Below are 18841 nucleotides of genomic sequence, written 5' to 3' on the forward strand. Positions count from 1 at the left end.
TTATGTCCAGTTTAATGCCCCAGTGCCAGCAATTGCAAGCACAAGTTGAATCTATTCTCCAACTTCTACAGCAAGAAGCAGCTTTGCGTTCTCAAGATATTACATCTGTGCAAATTTCTTTGGATAAAGCAGTTTGTCCCAAGTTTGAAATTGTGTTTGCTGGTGCTTTTAGTGCGGGTAAATCCATGTTGATTAATGCCCTATTAGAGAGGGAATTATTATATAGTGCAGAAGGACACGCGACTGGTACAGAATGTAAAATTGAATATGCACCTGTAGATTCAGAAAGAGTTGTTTTAACCTTTTTGAGTGAAGCAGAAATTCAAGAACAAGCGGTATTTTTATGTCAGCAATTGGGATTTAATACCGTAGAGAATATCCATAAACAAGATGTAGTTGATTTATTGCATCAAGGTTGTACAGCAATTATTCAACAAGAAGGAGGAGAGAGTAAATCAGAACTGCGATCGCTTTGTCAGAGAAAGTCCCAGATTTTATAACGAAGGCACATTTTCTATCTATCAATTTCGACAAGTATTAGAACAAACATCCCAAGGTTACGACGCAGAAAGTATAGTTGACGCTGAACCTGCAATTAGACAATTATTAAAGTTAGATTTTGAACCGAAAGTTTCTTACAGTATTCGTCAATCTTTCCGTCAAACCATCAACCAAAGTATTAAAATTCAGTTGTTACCAATGGTGGAAAAACAAGCAGATGAGATATTACAACAATATACTTATGCGCGGGCTTATTTAGAGAAGAATTTGCAACAAGAATCTGAGGAAAAGATTGCTAATAATCAACGTTTGTTGAGTCAGGTTGAGGGGAAAATTGAGGAGTATAATACAGCAGTTGCGGGAATTAATGGCTGTTTACAAGCGATGCAGTTGTATGAACATTTACTGCCGATAATTGGGGAGGAAGAGGTATAATGTGTTGGGTGAATACGAGGTTTTTCTGTGTTCACCTAATAGGAGTTTTCTCACGCAAAGGCGCAAAGACGCAAAGGAAGAAAGAGATGAAAGATAATTTTGAAATTATAAGTTCTGAACAAAGTGATGTTGTGATTGATTTTGATGGTTATATTTTAAAAGCCAGTCAATTAGATTTAGCTTTGTCAAAAGTAATCTTAGATAAGGGTAGTTTAAAGCACTTAAATCATGAACTAGAATCTATAAATAGTCGTGTTTTACCATCCGTGAAAAAACCTGATGATTGGATAAATAATGGTGTTGATTGTCAGATTTTAAAACCTAGTAAAAATTGGCAAAAAGGAAAATTAAGAATGAAAGTTTCTCTAGAATTTTGTCCTGACGAACCAGAAATCAAAGAACCAGAATCACTCCTTCAGGAGATAGAACGTAAGCTAAATGAAGCTACATCATAAATTAATTAGTCTACGCAGGTGGACTTTGTTTGTGTAGATGCGATTTTAATTAATTGTCTGAATCAGGATGTCCAGGATTTAAGGATTTTCAGGATTATTAATTTATTAATTGTCCAAATCAGAGTTTTATCATGTAAAAACGCAAAGGAAGAAAGAGATGGAAGATAATTTTAAGTTGATAGAATGCAATGATGATGATGTGATTGAATGTAATGATTTAACTTACAAAGTTAATAAATTGAAACAAGCATTTGAATTTATAGGGAGTGATACAAACTTTTTAAGTTCTTTATGGGAAGCATTACGAAGACAAAAAATTCATTATTTACAAGACAGACATTATAATACTGAATGCTTCAAGGAAGGTATGGAGGTTAAAATGCTAAACTTAGGTTATAAATCTTGGAAGAAAGGAAAATTGAGATTTAAACTTAGCATTGAATTTTATGTTGAAGAAGAACACACAGAAATCAAAGAACCTGAATCACCTCTTGATGATTTACGACGTAAGATAAACGAAGCTACATCATAAATAAATTAGTCCACACAGATAGAATTTGTTTGTGTGGATGCGATTTTACTTAATTGTCAGAATCAGGATATCCAGGATTTAAGGATTGACAGGATTATTAATTGTCAGAATCAGGATTTTCTAAAAAGTTAATTTATTTTAAGATTAATAATTGATGATATATTTATTAGTATGATTAGTGAAGATAGTAAAGAATGAAAATTTTATTCTAAAAATACAAACACCAAACTACATCCTGTAAATCCTCAAATCCTGGATATCCTGATTCAGACAAAATATAAAATCAAGAAATCCCCAAATATAAACATCAAACTACATCCTGTACATCCTCAAATCCTGGATATCCTGATTCTGACAAATAGAAGGTGAAACAGATAATGATTAATCTTAAATATCAAATGATAATTCAATGGTCAGAAGAAGATAACTGTTTTTTAGTAGGGTTTCCTGACTTTCCTGGACAAATTTGGCGTACACATGGAGACACTTATCAAGAAGCAGTTAATAATGGAATTGAGGCTTTAGAATCATTAGTAATCGCTTATCAAGCAACAGGTGAAACTCTGCCACAACCAACATTTAATCAAGCTGCATAAATTCAAGAATTTATTGATTTTCTTGAGTAACGTTTTGCTGCATTTTTTTTCACGCAGAGGCGCAAAGAGGAGGAGAGATGAAAGAGAAGTTTCAAATTTTAAATGATAAACAAGGTGATATTGTTGTTTCATTTTACAACCTGGTAAAAATTGGCAAAAAGGAAAACTTAGAATCAAAGTTACTCTCCAATTTTGTCCTGATGAACCAGAAATTGAAGAAATCAAAGAACCAGAATCACCCCTTGACGAGTAACTGTTCACACCCCCCCCTATCTTTAACGAGAGATCAAGGGTTTCGATAATTTTAGAGGGGGGGAGTGAATAACTACCTTGACGACTTACGACGAATGATCAATGATGCTACATAACCTCATCTTCTTTCCTCTGTGACTCTGCGCCTTTGCGCGAAACCAAAACATGAACAAAACCCCACGCATTCCTATACCCCCAGAAGTCAGAACCTACGTTTTCCAAAGAGACAAATATCAATGTCAAAGCTGCGGTAAAATCTCCCAAGAAACTCAACTCAGTATTGATCATATTATCCCCTTATCTCGTGGGGGAAGAAACGATATTAGTAATTTACAAACTCTCTGCTTAATTTGTAATCAGCAAAAAACTAATAACATTGATAACCGTTTTCGACGACATTTTGAAACTTAGTGATATTTAGATCCCCGACTTCTCTAAGAAGTCGGGGATCTGATTCTTATTCTTTCACCGTTTTAAACCATTCACTTATCCCGTCAGCTAAAATATTAGCCATTTTCTTCTGTGCTTGGGGATTAACTATTTCCTCAAACTCATAAGGACTACTCATAAAACCTAACTCTAATAATACCGCCGGTGCAGCATGGGGACGAGTCAGGGCTAAATTATTCCAAAACACACCATAGGCAGGTTTACCAAGTTTTTTAACTACGTAATTTTGTAAAAATACTGCGAGGCTGTGTGATTGAGGATGATACCAAAAAGTACCAAAGCCTTTAGTTTTTTCCGCATCACCATTATCTGGTAAAGAGTTATGATGAACGGAAAGAGCGATCGCAGGTTCTTCTGTATTAATAATTACCTGACGTTCCCCCAAAGACACATCTCGATCATCATCCCGCGTCATCACCACCTTAGCGCCGCGCTTCACCAACTCATCTCGCAGCAATTGAGAAATTATCAAATTCACATCTTTTTCTAAATACCCAGTTGGACCACTAGCACCAGATTCTTTACCACCATGTCCCGGATCAAGTACAATTTTGATGCCAGATAAAGGTGAACGTTTGCTATTTTCAAGATGGGGTGGATGACGTAAAGTTAAAACCAAAGTTGTATTATCATACCTCAGCTTATAGCCCCACTGTTGGAGCTTTTTGAGGTTAAAAGTATATTTGATCTGTGTGGGACTTACCTGTTGCCAATCTAGGCGAGAAATCAGGCGATTATCATCTAGGCGAATTGTGTCTGTTTGGGCAGTGGTATTGTAAAGGGTAAGAGTGAAAGCATTATTTCCCTGTTCCACACTCACCGGCACAGCAGTTTCTAAAGGGAAACGAATCTCCGTCGCTTCAGCTAATTGCCGATAACCCACACTCCGAATCACCGTCTGTGGTGCAACCGCACCTGATATAATTTTAGTTTCCTTGCTATTAATCCAAGCCCCATAGTCTAAGCGCAACCATTCACCGTTCTTACCCGTAACACTCGCCATAGTTCCCTTTGGCAATGGTGTAAGTCGTGAATAATCGGTACTAGATCCCGTGCGAGTAACGCCTGATTCTGATGCAATTTCTGCAACTGGTAACTGTGTCGGGGACAGAATTTCGATTTTGCCTAAACCAGTTTGAGTTATTCTTTGATCATTAATTTGTAAATTAAATTGAGGTTTTCCTAAATCAGCAGCATTTGTGACTGTTGTACAACCTTGGTATTTGGTAAGACTAGAAAGATTAGGCTGATTTAACCCCGTCAAGACACTTGAATTTGGAGGTAATTGTGCCTGGGAAGGTTGGGGTAAAAGGGCAATATTTTGATTTACCAGATTCACCCAGACAGTAGCTTGAGGTGGTGCAACTGCACTAAAACAAATTAATTCTCCTGGTAATCTGGCAATATCAGCAGCAGGAGTCAAGGAATCCTTAGCAAAGCCTAAACCTTGGGGTAACTCAGGTTGAGTAGACACCCTGATGATCTTAATCTCTCGTTCTTGATTTTGGTAACGGACTTTAAATATATTTTCCCCTAACTGCAAGGGAAAACTAGGGGAAAAATGCCCAGCTTTGCTACGGTTAATCAGCTTACCATTAATTAAAACCTGACCTTTGGGGGGGGCTGTACCGATAAAAAATATTTTTTCTGTGCTGGTTTGGTAGTTTGTCGGGGGAAAAACTACTAAAAGTGGTTCTTGTGCTAATGCAACTGAGGAGGTGACTAAGAAATTAAATAATACTAACCCTAAGAGTTTTTTCATGGACAAACACAGAAGATTTGAGGATAGAGACTGTGGCACAATAGCCAAGATGGAATCAAATATGAATGCAAAAGTGGCAATACATTGGTCTCAAATAAGAGAATTCAATCGGGTAAAATTCATCCTGCATACAAGCCTCCAACATTGTTTACACAAATTCTCCTGCGGGAACAAAATCTATTAAGAGTTGCTAGAAATTGAAAATACTATGACTAAGTTTATCTTTGTAACTGGGGGCGTTGTTTCCAGTATTGGTAAGGGCATTGTAGCAGCAAGTCTGGGACGTTTGCTTAAATCGCGGGATTATTCGGTTTCGATTCTTAAACTCGATCCCTATATTAACGTTGATCCAGGCACAATGAGTCCTTTTCAACATGGGGAAGTTTTTGTCACCCAAGACGGTGCAGAAACAGATTTGGATTTGGGACATTACGAGCGCTTTACTGATACTTCTATGTCTCGATTAAACAGTGTTACTACTGGCTTGATTTATCAGTCAGTTATTAACAAGGAACGCCGAGGCGACTACAATGGCGGCACTGTTCAGGTAATTCCTCACATTACCAATGAAATCAAAGACAGAATTCTCAGAGTTGCTAAAGAAACTAATCCTTCCGCAGTAATTACGGAAATTGGTGGGACTGTGGGTGATATTGAATCACTGCCTTTTTTAGAAGCAATTCGCCAATTGCGAAAGGAAGTAGGAAAGCGTAATGTGTTATATATGCACGTTACTTTGTTGCCTTGGATTGCTGCGGCGGGAGAGATGAAAACCAAGCCTACTCAACATTCTGTGAAAGAATTGAGATCCATTGGCATTCAACCAGATATTCTAGTATGTCGGAGCGATCGCCCCATTCCTGTAGGCTTGAAACAAAAGTTATCAGAGTTTTGTGATGTCCCTGTAGAATGTGTTATTACCAGTCCAGATGCCCGTAGTATCTATGAAGTCCCAGTAATTTTAGAACGGGAAGGATTAGCCGAACAAGTTCTCAACTTACTGCAAATGGAACAACGTCAACCCAATATGACACAATGGGAAACGATGGTAGACCGGATGTATAATCCTCAACACACCGTCGAAATCGCCATTGTTGGTAAATATGTGCGGTTAGGTGATGCCTACCTTTCTGTGGTTGAGTCTTTACGTCATGCGGCTATTGCAACTCATGGTGATTTGCGTCTGCGGTGGGTAAACTCGGAAGTTTTGGAAAATGAACCACCGGAAAACTATCTCTCAGGTGTTGATGGTATCATCGTTCCTGGCGGCTTTGGTAGTCGAGGGATAGACGGGAAAATTGCCGCGATTAAATACGCACGCGATCGCCAAATTCCCTTTTTAGGTTTATGCTTAGGAATGCAGTGTTCCGTGATTGAATGGGCGAGAAATGTCGAAGGCTTATCTAATGCCAATAGTGCCGAATTTGACCCATATACGGACAATCCAGTTATTAACCTGTTACCAGAACAACAGGATGTGGTAGATTTAGGCGGAACAATGCGCTTAGGGTTATATCCTTGTCGGGTACTTCCCAACACTCTAGCTTTCCAACTTTATCAAGAAGAAGTCATTTACGAACGCCACCGTCACCGTTACGAGTTCAACAATGTTTACCGCAGTCAATTATTAGATTCTGGTTACTTAGTGAGTGGCACATCTCCAGATGGTAGATTAGTGGAAATTGTCGAATATCCCAAACATCCCTTCTTTATCGCTTGTCAATTTCACCCTGAATTTCAATCTCGCCCTAATGCACCTCATCCTTTATTCAAAGGATTTATGACCGCTGCCATTTCTCAATCCCATTCTGCAACTGCTACACCTAAGCCTGTACAAGTTTCTTAATAGGATAGGTGACAGGTGCTACGCCACGGGGACAGGGAACAGGGAACAGGGAACAGGGAACAGGGAACAGAAAAATTCAGTTGTATAATTAACTCTGTCCCATTATTTAATAGACATCTCCGAGAAATAATGTAGAGACGTTCCATGGAACGTCTCTACAAAGGTTTTAGGATACGCATATTTGTCTAATTGTTAATGCTAATTTAGCAGCGCCTACCATTCCCGCTGTATTTCCTAATTCTGCGGGGAGAATTTGCAAACCTGCGCGGGAAGTTGGTAAAACTCGTTTTTCGATTTCTGCTGTTAATGACGGTAAGAAAAACTCAAAACTTGCACTTACACCACCACCAATAATAATGGCTTGGGGTGTTAGCACATATAATAAACTCGTTAATCCAATTCCTAAGTCTTTACCATATTCTTGCCAAAAAGTCAAGGCTTCTGGATTTCCGGTTTGGGCAAGTGCGCCTAATTCTGCTGGTTCTTTGCCTGTGCGGCGACGGATAGCAGATATGGAAGTATGTTGTTCTAATGAACCTTGATTGCCACTATTACACATCGGTCCATCAGGATTTAAGGTAATTAAACCTAATTCTGCTGCTGCACCTTGATGTCCGACAAACAATTTACCATCAAGAATAATTGCCCCACCAACGCCAGTTCCCAAAGTTAGTAAAATCAAATTGGGGAAATTTCGACCTGCACCTAACCAAGCTTCTCCTAAACCTGCACAGTTAGCGTCATTTGCCAAAATTGTTGGTTTACCCGTTTTGGCTTCTAACCAATCTGCTAAGGGGACATCATGCCATCCTACGAGATTAATGGCAACTTTGGCAATGCGTCCCGTAGCATCAGCAGGACCCGGAGTACCCAAACCAATGGCGATACTTTCATTATTGGGGTCAATTTCGGCGATCGCATCTACTATTGTAGATAATACAGCCTCTGGTGTTGCCGGTTGGGGAGTATCCACAGATAAAGATTGTAAACAATTACCATCTGCTGTAAATCGTCCCAACTTAATCGCAGTCCCCCCTAAGTCAATTCCAATTACTTGTTTTGTCATTAGTCATTAGTCAGTTGTCAGTTGTTGGTTGTCAGCGGTCAGTTGTTATTTTTCCCAATTACCCATTACCAATTACCCATTACCCTTTTTCATAACTTGCACATTTGCAATTGGGTATGAAGTTTTGTGTGCTTGTTGCCAATCTGTGATGGGTGCGCCTTTTAAAATACCAGATAAAGCTACAGAAATCATGAATCCACCTGTAGCAGCCGCAATTAAAGTAATATTATCGTTCACAAAACTCTCTCAGGTTGTCAGTTGTTAGTTGTTAGTTGTTAGTTGTCATTAGGAATGTGAATTAAATAAGGTGCAAAAGTAGGGTGTGTTAGCGACAGCGTAACGCACCATTCCAGGTTACATCAGAATTGCAGGTTATTAAATTTGCGTTCCTTAGTTATTTTTTGCCAATGACCAATGACCAATGACCAATGACTATTGCCTATTTTCTCTTCTCAGACGAGGATTGACAAATTCATTTAACCCCTCACCAAGTAGTGATAACCCTACAACTAAAGTTGTCATTGCTAAACCAGGAAATAAGGTAGTCCACCAAATGCCTGTAGGTAGTGCTTCTAGAGCTTGTTTTAAATCATATCCCCATTCCGGTACTTCTTCGGGTAATCCTAAACCTAAAAATCCTAAACCGCCTAAGACTAATATGGCATCTGCGGCGTTGAGGGTAAAGAGGACGGGGACGCTTTGAATAACATTGAAAAATAGATACCGAGATAAGACAACCCAGGTAGAAGCCCCCATTGCTTGTGCAGCTTCGATGTACACTTCAGTTTTGACGCTAACGGTGTGGTTACGAACGACGCGATAATATTGGGGAATGTAGGCTATACTAATGGCGATCGCTGCATTTAAGATACCTCTCCCCACGACAAAAGCCAATGTTACCGACAGTAGTAATCCTGGCAATGTATAAATACTATCCATAAAGAACAGTAGAGCTTTATCTAATTTTCCTCCCAAATAACCGCTAACCATTCCCAACGGCACACCAATAATCATACTCAAAGATGTTGCTAAAGTCACAACTTGCAATGCCGCTTGCACACCAAACACACTGCGAGAAAAGACATCATAACCTAAACGACTTGTGCCAAACCAATGTTTAGCCGAAGGTGCTTCATGAATAGGGTTAGCAAGAAATTCCTTCGGGTTTTGCAACCACCCCCAACCTTGAAAAACAGGAGCAAAAAAGGCTAAAAAGATGAAAAATAGAGTCATACCCAACCCAATCTGCATTAATCGCTGGGAGAGGCTAGGATTTTTGGGAAATTTCCAGAAATTGGGTAATTGCTTTTTTGTGATTGTCATCTAAACACCGGCTTTAAAAATTTGATTAGCAGTTAAATTTAACTCTGGCCAACTTGGTGATATTATCAGGTCATTATCTCTAAACTGACTAACTTGATATTCTTCATCTATTAGGTGATAAATAGAAATAGTTGGTTGTTTGGGATTGCCAATAAATGCTCTACCACCTAAAGCAGCATAATCAACAATCCAATATTCAACAATCCCCATTTGTTCATAATCAGCCAGTTTTTTGTGGTAATCATCACGCCAATTTGTACTGACAATTTCCACTACAAGAGGAACAGACGCAGATTCACTAATAGTAGACTGTTTTTTCCACAAAGGTTCATTGACAAGATTAGACCGATTTAACAGTATTATGTCTGGTAAGTATGCTGATTTGCTGTTTGCTGATTTGATTAAAGCTGTTTTGGGGATGAAATAAGGAAGTTTTAGCCGACTAAACTCTAATGTAATTTGTGTAGCTAAAAATCCAACAATTTCTTCATGATCTCCTACGGGTGGTGTCATTTCTACAATTACTCCATCATGTAATTCATAGCGGACTCCTGTATTTGGATACCACTCTGTAAACTCTTCAAAGCTGACTAATTTAGTTTGAGGTAAAGCTTGAATCATAATTTAAGTAGGTTAGCATTGAAAATCGTCGTTATGGCAAGGCAACAGGCAAGAGGCAAGAGTGAAGAGGGTTTGGGCGATTTTACTTTTCTTTACACAGATTGGTTTTATTGTGTTCACCTACTTACCCGCCTATAAAATTGTAGAGTGAGTTAGCTATGTTTAACCATAAGAGTACCGTGATATATGGCTTTTGACCTAATTTTTATACTCCATTCAAGTGGATCACACCATATCATATTTGCAGCCCATGATTATATCAAAAAAGTAACGTAACTGCATTATCTGGGCAAGGATAGCCCAACTGAGACAAAACTAATACAGGAAATGGGTTCTGTCTGCCCATTCCCAAACTACAATAAGAATATATATCCGAATATTTTGATTAATTTGCTCTATGTCAGTTTTAGCAGCGATCGCAGTCTTGGCTATTTTGATCTTAGTACATGAGTTGGGACATTTCATAGCCGCCCGTTCTCAAGGCATTTATGCTAACCGCTTCTCCTTGGGTTTTGGTCCGATTCTTTTAAAGTACCAAGGATCAGAAACAGAATACACTATCCGTGCCTTCCCTTTGGGTGGCTTTGTCGGCTTTCCCGATGATGATCCAGATAGCGAAATTCCCCCCAATGACCCGAACTTGCTGCGTAACCGCCCAGTTTTAGACCGTGCTATAGTCATTAGTGCTGGTGTAATCGCCAATTTAATCTTTGCGTATTTAATGTTGGCTTTACAACTGGGAATCGTTGGTATACCCCAAGAATTTCAGTATCAAGCAGGTGTACTTGTCAAACCTGTAAACGAACAATCCGTCGCTTATCAAGCAGGGATTCGGGAAGGAGACATTATTATAGCTGTGAATGGTCAAGAAATTCCACTAGGTAAAGATGCAACCACATTATTAACCAAGGAAATCCAAACCCACCCTAATCAAGAAATTGACCTGAAAATTCAACACGAAACCCAACAAACCAACCTGAAACTAACACCCAAACAAGGTGCTGATGGTAAAGGTGTGGTAGGAATTGAATTGGGTCCAAATGGTAAAGCAATTTATCGTCGTCCTCAAGATATTGTCGAGATTATCAAAGTTGCTGCTAATCGCTTCCAACAGTTAGTTGTAGGAACATTTCAAGGTTTTGGGCAGTTAATTACTAATTTTGGGCAAACGGTGGGACAAGTTTCTGGTCCCGTGAAAATCGTCCAAATTGGCGCACAATTAGCAGCTAGTGATAGTACCAATTTATTTTCTTTTGCGGCAATTATTAGTATTAACTTGGCAATTATTAATATTTTGCCTCTTCCCGCTTTAGATGGTGGACAATTAGCATTTTTACTCATTGAAGGATTATTTGGTAAGCCTTTACCTAACAAAATTCAAGAAGGTGTGATGCAAACTGGCTTAGTGTTACTTTTAGGATTAGGTATTTTCCTAATTGTCAAAGAAACAACCCAATTAACATCCCAGCTAGAATGGGTACAACAATTGTTTCAAAAATTGTAACTCCAGCTATTCTCAATAGGAATTGTAGGGGTAAGTAGGTAAACAAAATAAAAATGAGGGGTATTGCGTTTTGTAAAATGGCTGAAACCCAATCAGAATCTCGCATTGAGACAACTTTACATACCGTTATATACCTTTAAATTTTTCTGTTCACCTACTTAAAGCAAAAGCTGATATGTGTCAACTTAACGTAAAACCCATAGCCCACCTGGGAATGAATTCCCAGTCTAATAGCAAAAGTCATCTCAAGATGACTAAGAATTGTCTAAATCCTCAGTTTACTTTAGTAAACTTTGGCTATTAGCCCTGAAATGAATTTCAGGGCGGGTGTGGCAGCAAACAGATAAGCCATTTCTAACTTAAGTAAAACCCATAGCCCGCCTGGGAATGAATTCCCAGTCTAATAGCAAAAGTCATCTCAAGATGACTAAGAATTGTCTAAATCCTCAGTTTACTTTAGTAAACTTTGGCTATTAGCCCTGAAATTCATTTCAGGGCGGGTGTGGCAGCAAACAGATAAGCCATTTCTAACTTAAGTTGACACCAATGAGCATTGCTAAACCCCTACACTACACCAAAATAATAATTCTAAATTTAAAATTGCTGATGTGACTCGCAAATCATTAACCGAAAAACAACGGGCTTTAGAAATTCTTTCCCGTATCCAGCATCTTTATCCAGACGCAACTTGCTCCCTAGATTATGCCACCCCTGTACAATTATTAGTAGCAACTATTCTTTCCGCTCAATGTACAGATGAAAGGGTAAACAAAGTAACGCCAGGATTATTTGGCAAATTTCCTGACGCGGAAAGTCTAGCAAATGCAGATTTAACAGAGTTAGAAGAATTGGTACGTTCGACAGGTTTTTATCGTAATAAAGCCAAGAATATTCAAGGCGCTTGTCGAATGATTGTTCAGGATTTTAACTCTGTTGTTCCCAACAAAATGGAAGACTTATTAAAGCTTCCAGGAGTAGCCCGGAAAACTGCAAATGTGGTTTTAGCCCATGCTTATGGTATTAATGCTGGAGTAACTGTAGATACTCACGTAAAGCGCTTAAGTCAGCGTTTGGGATTGACAAAAAATACTGAACCTGTGGGAATTGAAAAGGATTTAATGAAGTTATTACCCCAACCAGATTGGGAGAATTGGTCAATTAGATTAATTTATCATGGTCGGGCTGTCTGTAAAGCCCGTTCTCCTAGTTGTGATATTTGTAAGTTGATTGACTTGTGTGATATGAATTTATCTGAAGCAAAGTCACAAAAAACAAAGTAACTCATTCATAATCTAAATGAGTCATTGCAATCCTACAGGACTTACGCAACTGGCACATTGGTAGGGTGCGTCAGACTTGCATAAATCCTGCCAAGAAACAGATTATTGATATCTGACGCACCCTACAACAGATTTTTAGTGTGACTGAGGTAATTAATAAAGATGCTATTTTTGATTATTACAATTCATCAAAATAATAAGTTACGACTCCAGAAATGGGGTCATTACCAATTCTGATATGATTTGATTTCAGCATTTCTTGGAGTGTAGCTTCGACTTCTGCAAAACTCATTCCTGTAGCCTTAACACCTTGAGTTACAGTTAAACTACCACCCTTAGCTTCTGCGGCTTCTATTAGTTTAACAATCATTGGTTTCTCCGCCGGTTTGTGAACTTGGGAAATAAATATCCGTTCATTCATGGATACGCCTAAAGGTGATAAACCTGCTTTTAGTAGCAATTTCTGCTCATATTCGTCCACCATATTAGGTATGATTAATAAATCATAGATTTGTCCCAAGTAAAAGAACCCACAGGTAAAGAACCATAATAAACCAGTAAGTAGGTTGGCGTTGAAAATTGTCGTTATGGCAAGGCAAAAGGCAAGAGGCAAGAGTGAAGAGGGTTTAGGCGATTTTACATTTCTTTACACAGTTTGGTTTTATTGTGTTCACCTACTTAGCCGTTTTACCATTATATAAGCGATGTAAACCACCTATTCCCAAAAAACCAGCCCCACACAAGAGGTAAGAGACAAGAAGACGGTCTTTATGTTCAGTATTTTTTATAGTCATCTTATTTATGTCCATTAGGATTTACTGGTTTAAAAACCCACACTGCAATTAACTACCCTTGGTTAGTCTTCGATTCCCCAATTAACCATTATATTTATTTATCACCATGATTTCCCTTTCACCTGAACTCCAAGCTAGACTTTCCACACCCCTAAAAATCGGCTCATTTGAGGTTAAAAGCCGTGTTTTACAGTCTCCTTTGTCCGGGGTGACTGACTTGGTGTTTCGGCGTTTGGTGCGTCGTTATGCCCCAGAATCTATGCTATATACAGAAATGGTAAATGCTACAGGCTTACATTATGTTAAGCAATTACCAATAATTATGGAAGTAGATCCTAACGAACGTCCAATTAGTATTCAATTATTTGATTGTCGTCCCGATTTTTTAGCAGAAGCAGCCATAAAAGCAGTTGCTGAAGGAGCAGATACTGTTGATATTAATATGGGATGTCCTGTGAATAAGATTACTAAAAATGGTGGCGGTTCTTCTTTATTACGTCAACCAGAAATTGCGGAAGCAATTGTACGGGAAGTTGTCAAAGCGGTAGATGTGCCTGTAACTGTAAAAACTCGCATTGGTTGGAATGATCAGGAAATTACTATTCTTGATTTTGCGAAAAGAATGGAAGACGCGGGAGCAAAAATGATTACTGTGCATGGACGCACTCGCGCTCAAGGTTATAATGGTAATGCGCGGTGGGAATGGATAGCTAAAGTCAAGGATATTTTATCAATTCCTGTAATTGGGAATGGGGATATTTTTTCTGTGGAAGCTGCGGTAAAATGTTTAGAACAAACTGGTGCAGATGGAGTAATGTGTTCTCGTGGAACTTTAGGTTATCCCTTTTTAGTTGGTGAGGTTGATCATTTCTTAAAAACTGGAGAATTATTAACACCACCTAACCCAATTCAACGCTTAGAATGTGCCAGAGAACATCTTTTTGCTTTGTGGGAATACAAGGGAGATAGGGGAGTCCGTCAAGCTCGTAAACACATGACTTGGTATGCAAAAGGCTTTATGGGTGCGGCTGATTTACGGGGTAAGTTAAGTTTAATGGAAACTGTCCAACAAGGTTTAGATTTAATTGATGGTGCGATAGAAAGATTAGCAAATGGTTATGAAGTTGAAGAAGAAGTACCAGCTATTATTGCACTTTAGCATTGATTTCTAGATTAGGTTAAGCGATAGGTTAACACAAGCTAAGGGACTTCCAAATAAAAAAATACTCAACCACCTAACGCAAAAATCTCTCAAACCCTTATTCCTCTGTGTCCTCTGCGCCTCTGTGGTTCGTTAATCAGGATAATTTATTTCTTGGAAGTCCCTAAGTAGGTTGGCGTTGAAAATTGTCGTTATGGCAAAGCAAAAGGCAAGAGTGAAGAGGGTTTAGGCGATTTTACATTTCTTTACACAGTTTGGTTTTATTGTGTTCACCTACTTAAGTGCGATCGCTAATTCTTTAAACTCCCACTTTTTATAACAAACCCCGATAACGAATAAAAATCAAAATCACAGCCCAAGAACCTAATGCCACTTTAACAGCAACTAAGATATTTAATATTGGCAAAATTCCGCCACTAAAAAGCATTCCTAACTCACCGTGTGGTAACTCAAATCCCGACAAAGTTATCACTGATAAAACAATAAAGACTAACACCGAAATCTTTTCCCACATAGCCGCGTGCCAACGTTGGTAAATGTCCTGCATCCATTGGTATGATGAGGTAATTGCTATCAGTCCGATTGCTGTCCCTCCAGCGACTCCAGCCGCAAAACCACCCCCCGGACTCAAATGCCCCCTAATTGCTAATTCAATGCCCACTAATGCCGCAATTGTCGCCCCTAGACGAGCTAATATTATTGATGGTTGATCTTTAAATTGATAGATGCTGCAAGATGGTTTTTCATTAGCTAATAAAAAATTAGCTCCGAGAATGGCTATAGTAAAAACAATAACTTCAAAGATTGTATCATATAGCCGATTTCTGAAAATAATCCCTGATACTGCATTGGGAACACCACTTTCTTTAACCACTGTTTCCACAATGGAAATATCTGGTAAATTTAGTTCGGAATTAGGCATGATCAGCATTTTTACAAATAAAGCTATTCCGGCTAAAATGTAAACTAATTTCATAAATTTTGCTCCCCTGAATCTAAAACATTGAAATATCTTAAACCTGTCTTTGGTGATGAAAGTTCGCTTTTCATGATGTTATAAATGCGTTGCACTCTAATCACAGTTTGGTATGTTTCTTCTGCTTCCACAAACTTTTCTAATGGCGCACAGGTAGCATGAATTTCTTTTTCTATTAACGCCTGTTGTAAATTTTCTTTAGTAGTGTAAGGTACGAGTTCTAGACGCAGATAATGTTTCTTGAAAATGCGGCGAAAGTCGCTCATAAGTTGTTGAAAATTGCCATCTTGATTTTTTTCTATTGACTGATTTTCCATGACACCAAGACGTAATACTAAGGATGAACGAACTGCGATCGCATAGAGAGTAATTGATAGCATTGTTCCCATTAATGCTTCTGTTAAAGCCACATCTGCTGCACCTAAAACTGCATCTACCATTGCTGCAACTGCACCGAGTACCCCACGAATTACTAAGGCATGATAGGGATTAGTTTGAGTTACTAACATCCCCGCAGTTAAGGGTAATAAAGCAATGATTAAATAGAGATAAGTATCATTCATGTTTTTCCTCTTCTGTTGAACAGTATGCTAATACATAACCCAGCATAGTATTCCAAATTGCTAAGGAAATAATGCCAAGAATAAGTAATGGCCATTCACTGGGTATTTTCAGTAGTAGTCCGACAATAATCATCATTGAACCTAAAGTATCCGCAACAGAAAGTCCATGTAATTTGAATAATACTGATCTGTTGCTGACTAAATGAGAAGTTCCCCAAAACCAAAAAACTATGCCAATACTTATGCAGGTATAACTAAGAAGGTTAATCATACTTCACCTAATCTTCTGAGGATATGTGCTAATAACATTAAGCCGGCATTTCCTACTGTCAAAATAATCGCTGCAACTACACCAATCATCCAATCATCTCGCAAAACGGAAATTACAAGAATCATGATGGCTACTTTACTGGAAATGCTACCAAAAGCTAACATTTTCTGCCAGGTATCATCACTTTTCCAAGCTTCATAAATGGGAATAAGTAAAGCCAAAATCATTGCTATTAAGACTATTTCTAGGTTCATGCTTGTTTTTTCCTGGGTTTAATTTGGTGAACTTCATACCATCCTTCTTCGTGGTACTTCAAAACTATGGTTTTGGGGGTAAAGGTAATCAGAAATATATCGAGGAAAATCAATAAAGGTGATCTGTTTAGTTTGACTTTCTCCATGATAATTTCTTCTTGGTTATGGGGACGGAAGATAATTTCAAATGCCTCCATAAAAGCTACCGGAATCGCAATAAGGATCTTAATTATTACCTTTACCCAAGATTTTAATTTTTCTGGTGATGACTTACCACGTGGTAAAATTAAGGCAATAATTACACCGATGATAATATTTGTTAAACTCACATTAGCAGTGAGTAATAACCAAATTGTTAGTCTTAATATGAGATGTCCAATCATGGGAAAGCCATCCAAAATAATAGGATTAAAGTTAAACTCATGACACCAACTAAATGCTCAAATTCTTCAAATACACGAGGTAGAGATATGGATAATTTCTTGAAAATGAAATGATATCCTAACCAGCCCGCAGCAATAGTTAAAAGTGCTTTTGTGATATTGGTGATTTCATAAGCTGGAAGATAGACAATATTTGCCACAAATAATCCAGTAATTAAAAAGATTACTGATATCCAAAAACCGGATTTTGTTTTCTGTTCTTCTTCTTCTGCTTTTGCATGGGGGAGAAAAATAAATTTAGCAAAAGATATGGCTGTACCAACTGCGGCAATATTCATCAGTATAAATTGCCAAGATTCTAAATTTTTTGTCGTTAATACTTTTGCCTCAAAACCTGACAACAAAGGTAAACCAGAAATTGATAAACTAGCGATCGCTAAGGCTATCCAAATATTAGTATGAATGGGTTTATTTTGCAGTTCTTTAAAATTGCGACTGGGTAAAGAACCCGCAATCAAAAATAAAGATGACTTGACTAATCCATGGGTGAGGGCATAAAATCCACCTACAGCCGGTGCAGCAAGAATAAAGCCTAATTGGGAAATTGTGTGAAACGCCAACATTCGCTTAGTATCTTTTTCAAAGACAGCATAGGAGACACCCATTAAAGCTGTTCCCACAGCAAAAATTCTGACTATGGTATCAATTTCTTCGGAAACGAATGCACAACGTAATAAAGGTAAAACACTGGCTTTAACGACAATTCCTGACATCAATGCGGAAACTGGTGTTTCTGATTCAGAATGAGTTAAAGGTAGCCATAACCCGGAGACAAAAATCCCCGCTTTGATTAATAATCCCAGAAAAATTAATGCTAGTGCTTCTGGTGGTGATCCCTTTAAACTGGTAAAACTAAAGGAATGATGCGTCTGATAAACCAGCACTGCACCAACCAGATAAAACAACATTGCAGTATTACTAACAAAAAGATACCGTAAACCTACCCAAATTGAGCGATCGCTACGAGAATAAGCAATCAATAAGAAAGCCGCAATACCGCTTACTTCTAAAGCCACATATAAACTAATGAAATCTGCACAGACAAAGGCAGCATTCAGGCTACCATGCACAATAATCATCTGGGCATAGAAAAAAGCCGTTTTATCACTGCGCCAGCAGTAGAGGGCAACAGCAGCCGTTACCAGGGCATTTGTGAAAATAAAGTAACCGCTTAACTGGTCAGCTATTAAGGTGATCCCGAAACTATCCAGTAAATTCAGGGTGATGGGTGATGGTTCGATAAATAGCTGCAACCCATAAGCAGCAGAAGCAATAGTCCCCCACATTGTCAAATGTCGGTTAAGTTTGGGGACTAGAAAAATGATGAACCCTAGAAAAAATGGGGTAGCAATCCAAGCCAGTGTAATGGTATTCATGGTGTATTATTTTTCTCAATCTCGTTACTTTCCAATGTGGGATTATCCCGTGCTAATTTCATCACACCAACTAGCATCAAAGCCTGTATCGAGAAACCGATGACTATCGCTGTTAATATGACTGCTTGGGGAACAGGATCAGCATAAGCAATATTTTTTACCTCGGAAATAATGGGAGTAAATAATCCTTCTCGTGATGCAATTAGTACATAAAAGGCAATCACACCCGTACTCATCACATCCATTGAGACAATTTTCATTACCAAGTTTTTTTTGAAGATGATGCCAAAAAAACCACACAGTATTGTTATCAGTACGCACGCTTCTAACACGGGAATTATTTAATTTTTATATAAAGTGCTAACTCTATATAAGCACG

General features: G+C 38.4%; 21 protein-coding genes and 2 pseudogenes. 10 read left to right on the forward strand and 13 right to left on the reverse strand.

The genetic code is table 11. The features are described from left to right. Positions 1–2 precede the first annotated feature (2 nt). From AA650_RS26525 to AA650_RS13475, 6 genes and pseudogenes are all read left to right on the forward strand, one after another. Positions 3–936, forward strand: a pseudogene (locus tag AA650_RS26525) (dynamin family protein). 86 nt (positions 937–1022) lie between these two features. Further along, positions 1023–1391 carry a KGK domain-containing protein gene (locus AA650_RS13455; RefSeq protein WP_053539401.1) on the forward strand — a complete coding sequence of 123 codons (369 nt, stop codon included), beginning with the start codon at positions 1023–1025 and terminating at the stop codon, positions 1389–1391. 157 nt (positions 1392–1548) lie between these two features. Continuing rightward, on the forward strand, positions 1549–1923 hold the full coding sequence (locus tag AA650_RS13460; RefSeq protein ID WP_053539402.1) for a KGK domain-containing protein: 375 nt from the start codon (positions 1549–1551) through the stop codon (positions 1921–1923). A 377-nt stretch (positions 1924–2300) separates the two neighbouring features. Then, positions 2301–2519 (forward strand): type II toxin-antitoxin system HicB family antitoxin, encoded by a 219-nt coding sequence (locus tag AA650_RS13465; protein ID WP_053539403.1) that lies wholly within the window; start codon positions 2301–2303, stop codon positions 2517–2519. Positions 2520–2649: 130 nt separating this feature from the next. Further along, on the forward strand, positions 2650–2772 hold the full coding sequence (locus tag AA650_RS26530) for a KGK domain-containing protein (RefSeq protein ID WP_081424369.1): 123 nt from the start codon (positions 2650–2652) through the stop codon (positions 2770–2772). 164 nt (positions 2773–2936) lie between these two features. Further along, a complete protein-coding gene (locus AA650_RS13475) occupies positions 2937–3182 on the forward strand; it encodes an HNH endonuclease (protein WP_053539405.1) in 246 nt (81 codons plus the stop codon). A 46-nt stretch (positions 3183–3228) separates the two neighbouring features. Here the strand turns inward: AA650_RS13475 and AA650_RS13480 are convergent, their stop codons facing one another. Next, the gene (locus AA650_RS13480; RefSeq protein ID WP_053539406.1) at positions 3229–4983 is read right to left on the reverse strand and encodes an N-acetylmuramoyl-L-alanine amidase; all 1755 of its coding nucleotides are present in this window, start codon (positions 4981–4983) and stop codon (positions 3229–3231) included. A gap of 208 nt (positions 4984–5191) precedes the next feature. Here AA650_RS13480 and AA650_RS13485 point away from each other — a divergent pair, with 208 nt between their 5' ends. Beyond that, on the forward strand, positions 5192–6829 hold the full coding sequence (locus tag AA650_RS13485) for a CTP synthase (RefSeq protein WP_053539407.1): 1638 nt from the start codon (positions 5192–5194) through the stop codon (positions 6827–6829). A 166-nt stretch (positions 6830–6995) separates the two neighbouring features. Here the strand turns inward: AA650_RS13485 and AA650_RS13490 are convergent, their stop codons facing one another. From AA650_RS13490 to AA650_RS13500, 4 genes are all read right to left on the reverse strand, one after another. After that, positions 6996–7895, reverse strand: a complete 900-nt coding sequence (locus AA650_RS13490) for an ROK family protein (RefSeq protein ID WP_053539408.1) — start codon at positions 7893–7895, stop codon at positions 6996–6998. 72 nt (positions 7896–7967) lie between these two features. After that, positions 7968–8132 (reverse strand): hypothetical protein, encoded by a 165-nt coding sequence (locus tag AA650_RS27930; RefSeq protein ID WP_168465168.1) that lies wholly within the window; start codon positions 8130–8132, stop codon positions 7968–7970. A 195-nt stretch (positions 8133–8327) separates the two neighbouring features. Then, positions 8328–9218 (reverse strand): ABC transporter permease, encoded by an 891-nt coding sequence (locus AA650_RS13495; protein ID WP_053539409.1) that lies wholly within the window; start codon positions 9216–9218, stop codon positions 8328–8330. Next, on the reverse strand, positions 9219–9839 hold the full coding sequence (locus AA650_RS13500; protein ID WP_053539410.1) for a Uma2 family endonuclease: 621 nt from the start codon (positions 9837–9839) through the stop codon (positions 9219–9221). It abuts the gene before it with no gap. A 397-nt stretch (positions 9840–10236) separates the two neighbouring features. Between AA650_RS13500 and rseP the strand changes: the two genes are divergently transcribed. Together rseP and nth are read left to right on the forward strand one after the other, a co-directional pair. Further along, complete coding sequence (gene rseP / locus AA650_RS13505) at positions 10237–11343, forward strand: RIP metalloprotease RseP (protein WP_053539411.1); 1107 nt, start codon at positions 10237–10239, stop codon at positions 11341–11343. Between the two features lie 608 nt (positions 11344–11951). Beyond that, entirely contained in the window at positions 11952–12623 is a 672-nt protein-coding gene (gene nth / locus AA650_RS13510; RefSeq protein WP_190384683.1) for an endonuclease III, read from the forward strand. Positions 12624–12801: 178 nt separating this feature from the next. On the opposite strand, the pseudogene AA650_RS13515 reads toward nth, so the two are convergent. Beyond that, positions 12802–13417 (reverse strand): annotated as a pseudogene (locus tag AA650_RS13515) (hypothetical protein). A gap of 106 nt (positions 13418–13523) precedes the next feature. Between AA650_RS13515 and dusB the strand changes: the two are divergent. Further along, complete coding sequence (gene dusB, locus AA650_RS13520; RefSeq protein WP_039201721.1) at positions 13524–14576, forward strand: tRNA dihydrouridine synthase DusB; 1053 nt, start codon at positions 13524–13526, stop codon at positions 14574–14576. A gap of 316 nt (positions 14577–14892) precedes the next feature. Here the strand turns inward: dusB and AA650_RS13525 are convergent, their stop codons facing one another. Genes AA650_RS13525 through AA650_RS13555 form a run of 7 tightly spaced genes read right to left on the reverse strand, consistent with a single transcriptional unit; the run spans position 14893 to position 18794 of the window. Beyond that, entirely contained in the window at positions 14893–15555 is a 663-nt protein-coding gene (locus tag AA650_RS13525) for a Na(+)/H(+) antiporter subunit B (RefSeq protein ID WP_053539413.1), read from the reverse strand. After that, on the reverse strand, positions 15552–16118 hold the full coding sequence (locus tag AA650_RS13530; RefSeq protein ID WP_053539414.1) for a DUF4040 domain-containing protein: 567 nt from the start codon (positions 16116–16118) through the stop codon (positions 15552–15554). Before AA650_RS13530 ends, AA650_RS13525 begins: the two co-directional genes overlap by 4 nt. Further along, positions 16111–16389 carry a monovalent cation/H(+) antiporter subunit G gene (locus AA650_RS13535; RefSeq protein ID WP_039201719.1) on the reverse strand — a complete coding sequence of 93 codons (279 nt, stop codon included), beginning with the start codon at positions 16387–16389 and terminating at the stop codon, positions 16111–16113. The genes AA650_RS13530 and AA650_RS13535 overlap by 8 nt, the downstream gene beginning before the upstream one ends. After that, a complete protein-coding gene (locus AA650_RS13540; protein ID WP_053539415.1) occupies positions 16386–16643 on the reverse strand; it encodes a hypothetical protein in 258 nt (85 codons plus the stop codon). The genes AA650_RS13535 and AA650_RS13540 overlap by 4 nt, the downstream gene beginning before the upstream one ends. Next, the gene (locus tag AA650_RS13545) at positions 16640–17026 is read right to left on the reverse strand and encodes a Na+/H+ antiporter subunit E (protein ID WP_039201717.1); all 387 of its coding nucleotides are present in this window, start codon (positions 17024–17026) and stop codon (positions 16640–16642) included. Before AA650_RS13545 ends, AA650_RS13540 begins: the two co-directional genes overlap by 4 nt. Beyond that, positions 17023–18462, reverse strand: a complete 1440-nt coding sequence (locus tag AA650_RS13550; protein ID WP_053539416.1) for a cation:proton antiporter — start codon at positions 18460–18462, stop codon at positions 17023–17025. Before AA650_RS13550 ends, AA650_RS13545 begins: the two co-directional genes overlap by 4 nt. Next, a complete protein-coding gene (locus tag AA650_RS13555) occupies positions 18459–18794 on the reverse strand; it encodes a cation:proton antiporter subunit C (RefSeq protein WP_039201263.1) in 336 nt (111 codons plus the stop codon). Before AA650_RS13555 ends, AA650_RS13550 begins: the two co-directional genes overlap by 4 nt. Between the last annotated feature and the right edge of the window lie 47 nt (positions 18795–18841).

The organism is Anabaena sp. WA102 (assembly GCF_001277295.1).
In the GTDB taxonomy this organism is placed as follows: domain Bacteria; phylum Cyanobacteriota; class Cyanobacteriia; order Cyanobacteriales; family Nostocaceae; genus Dolichospermum; species Dolichospermum heterosporum.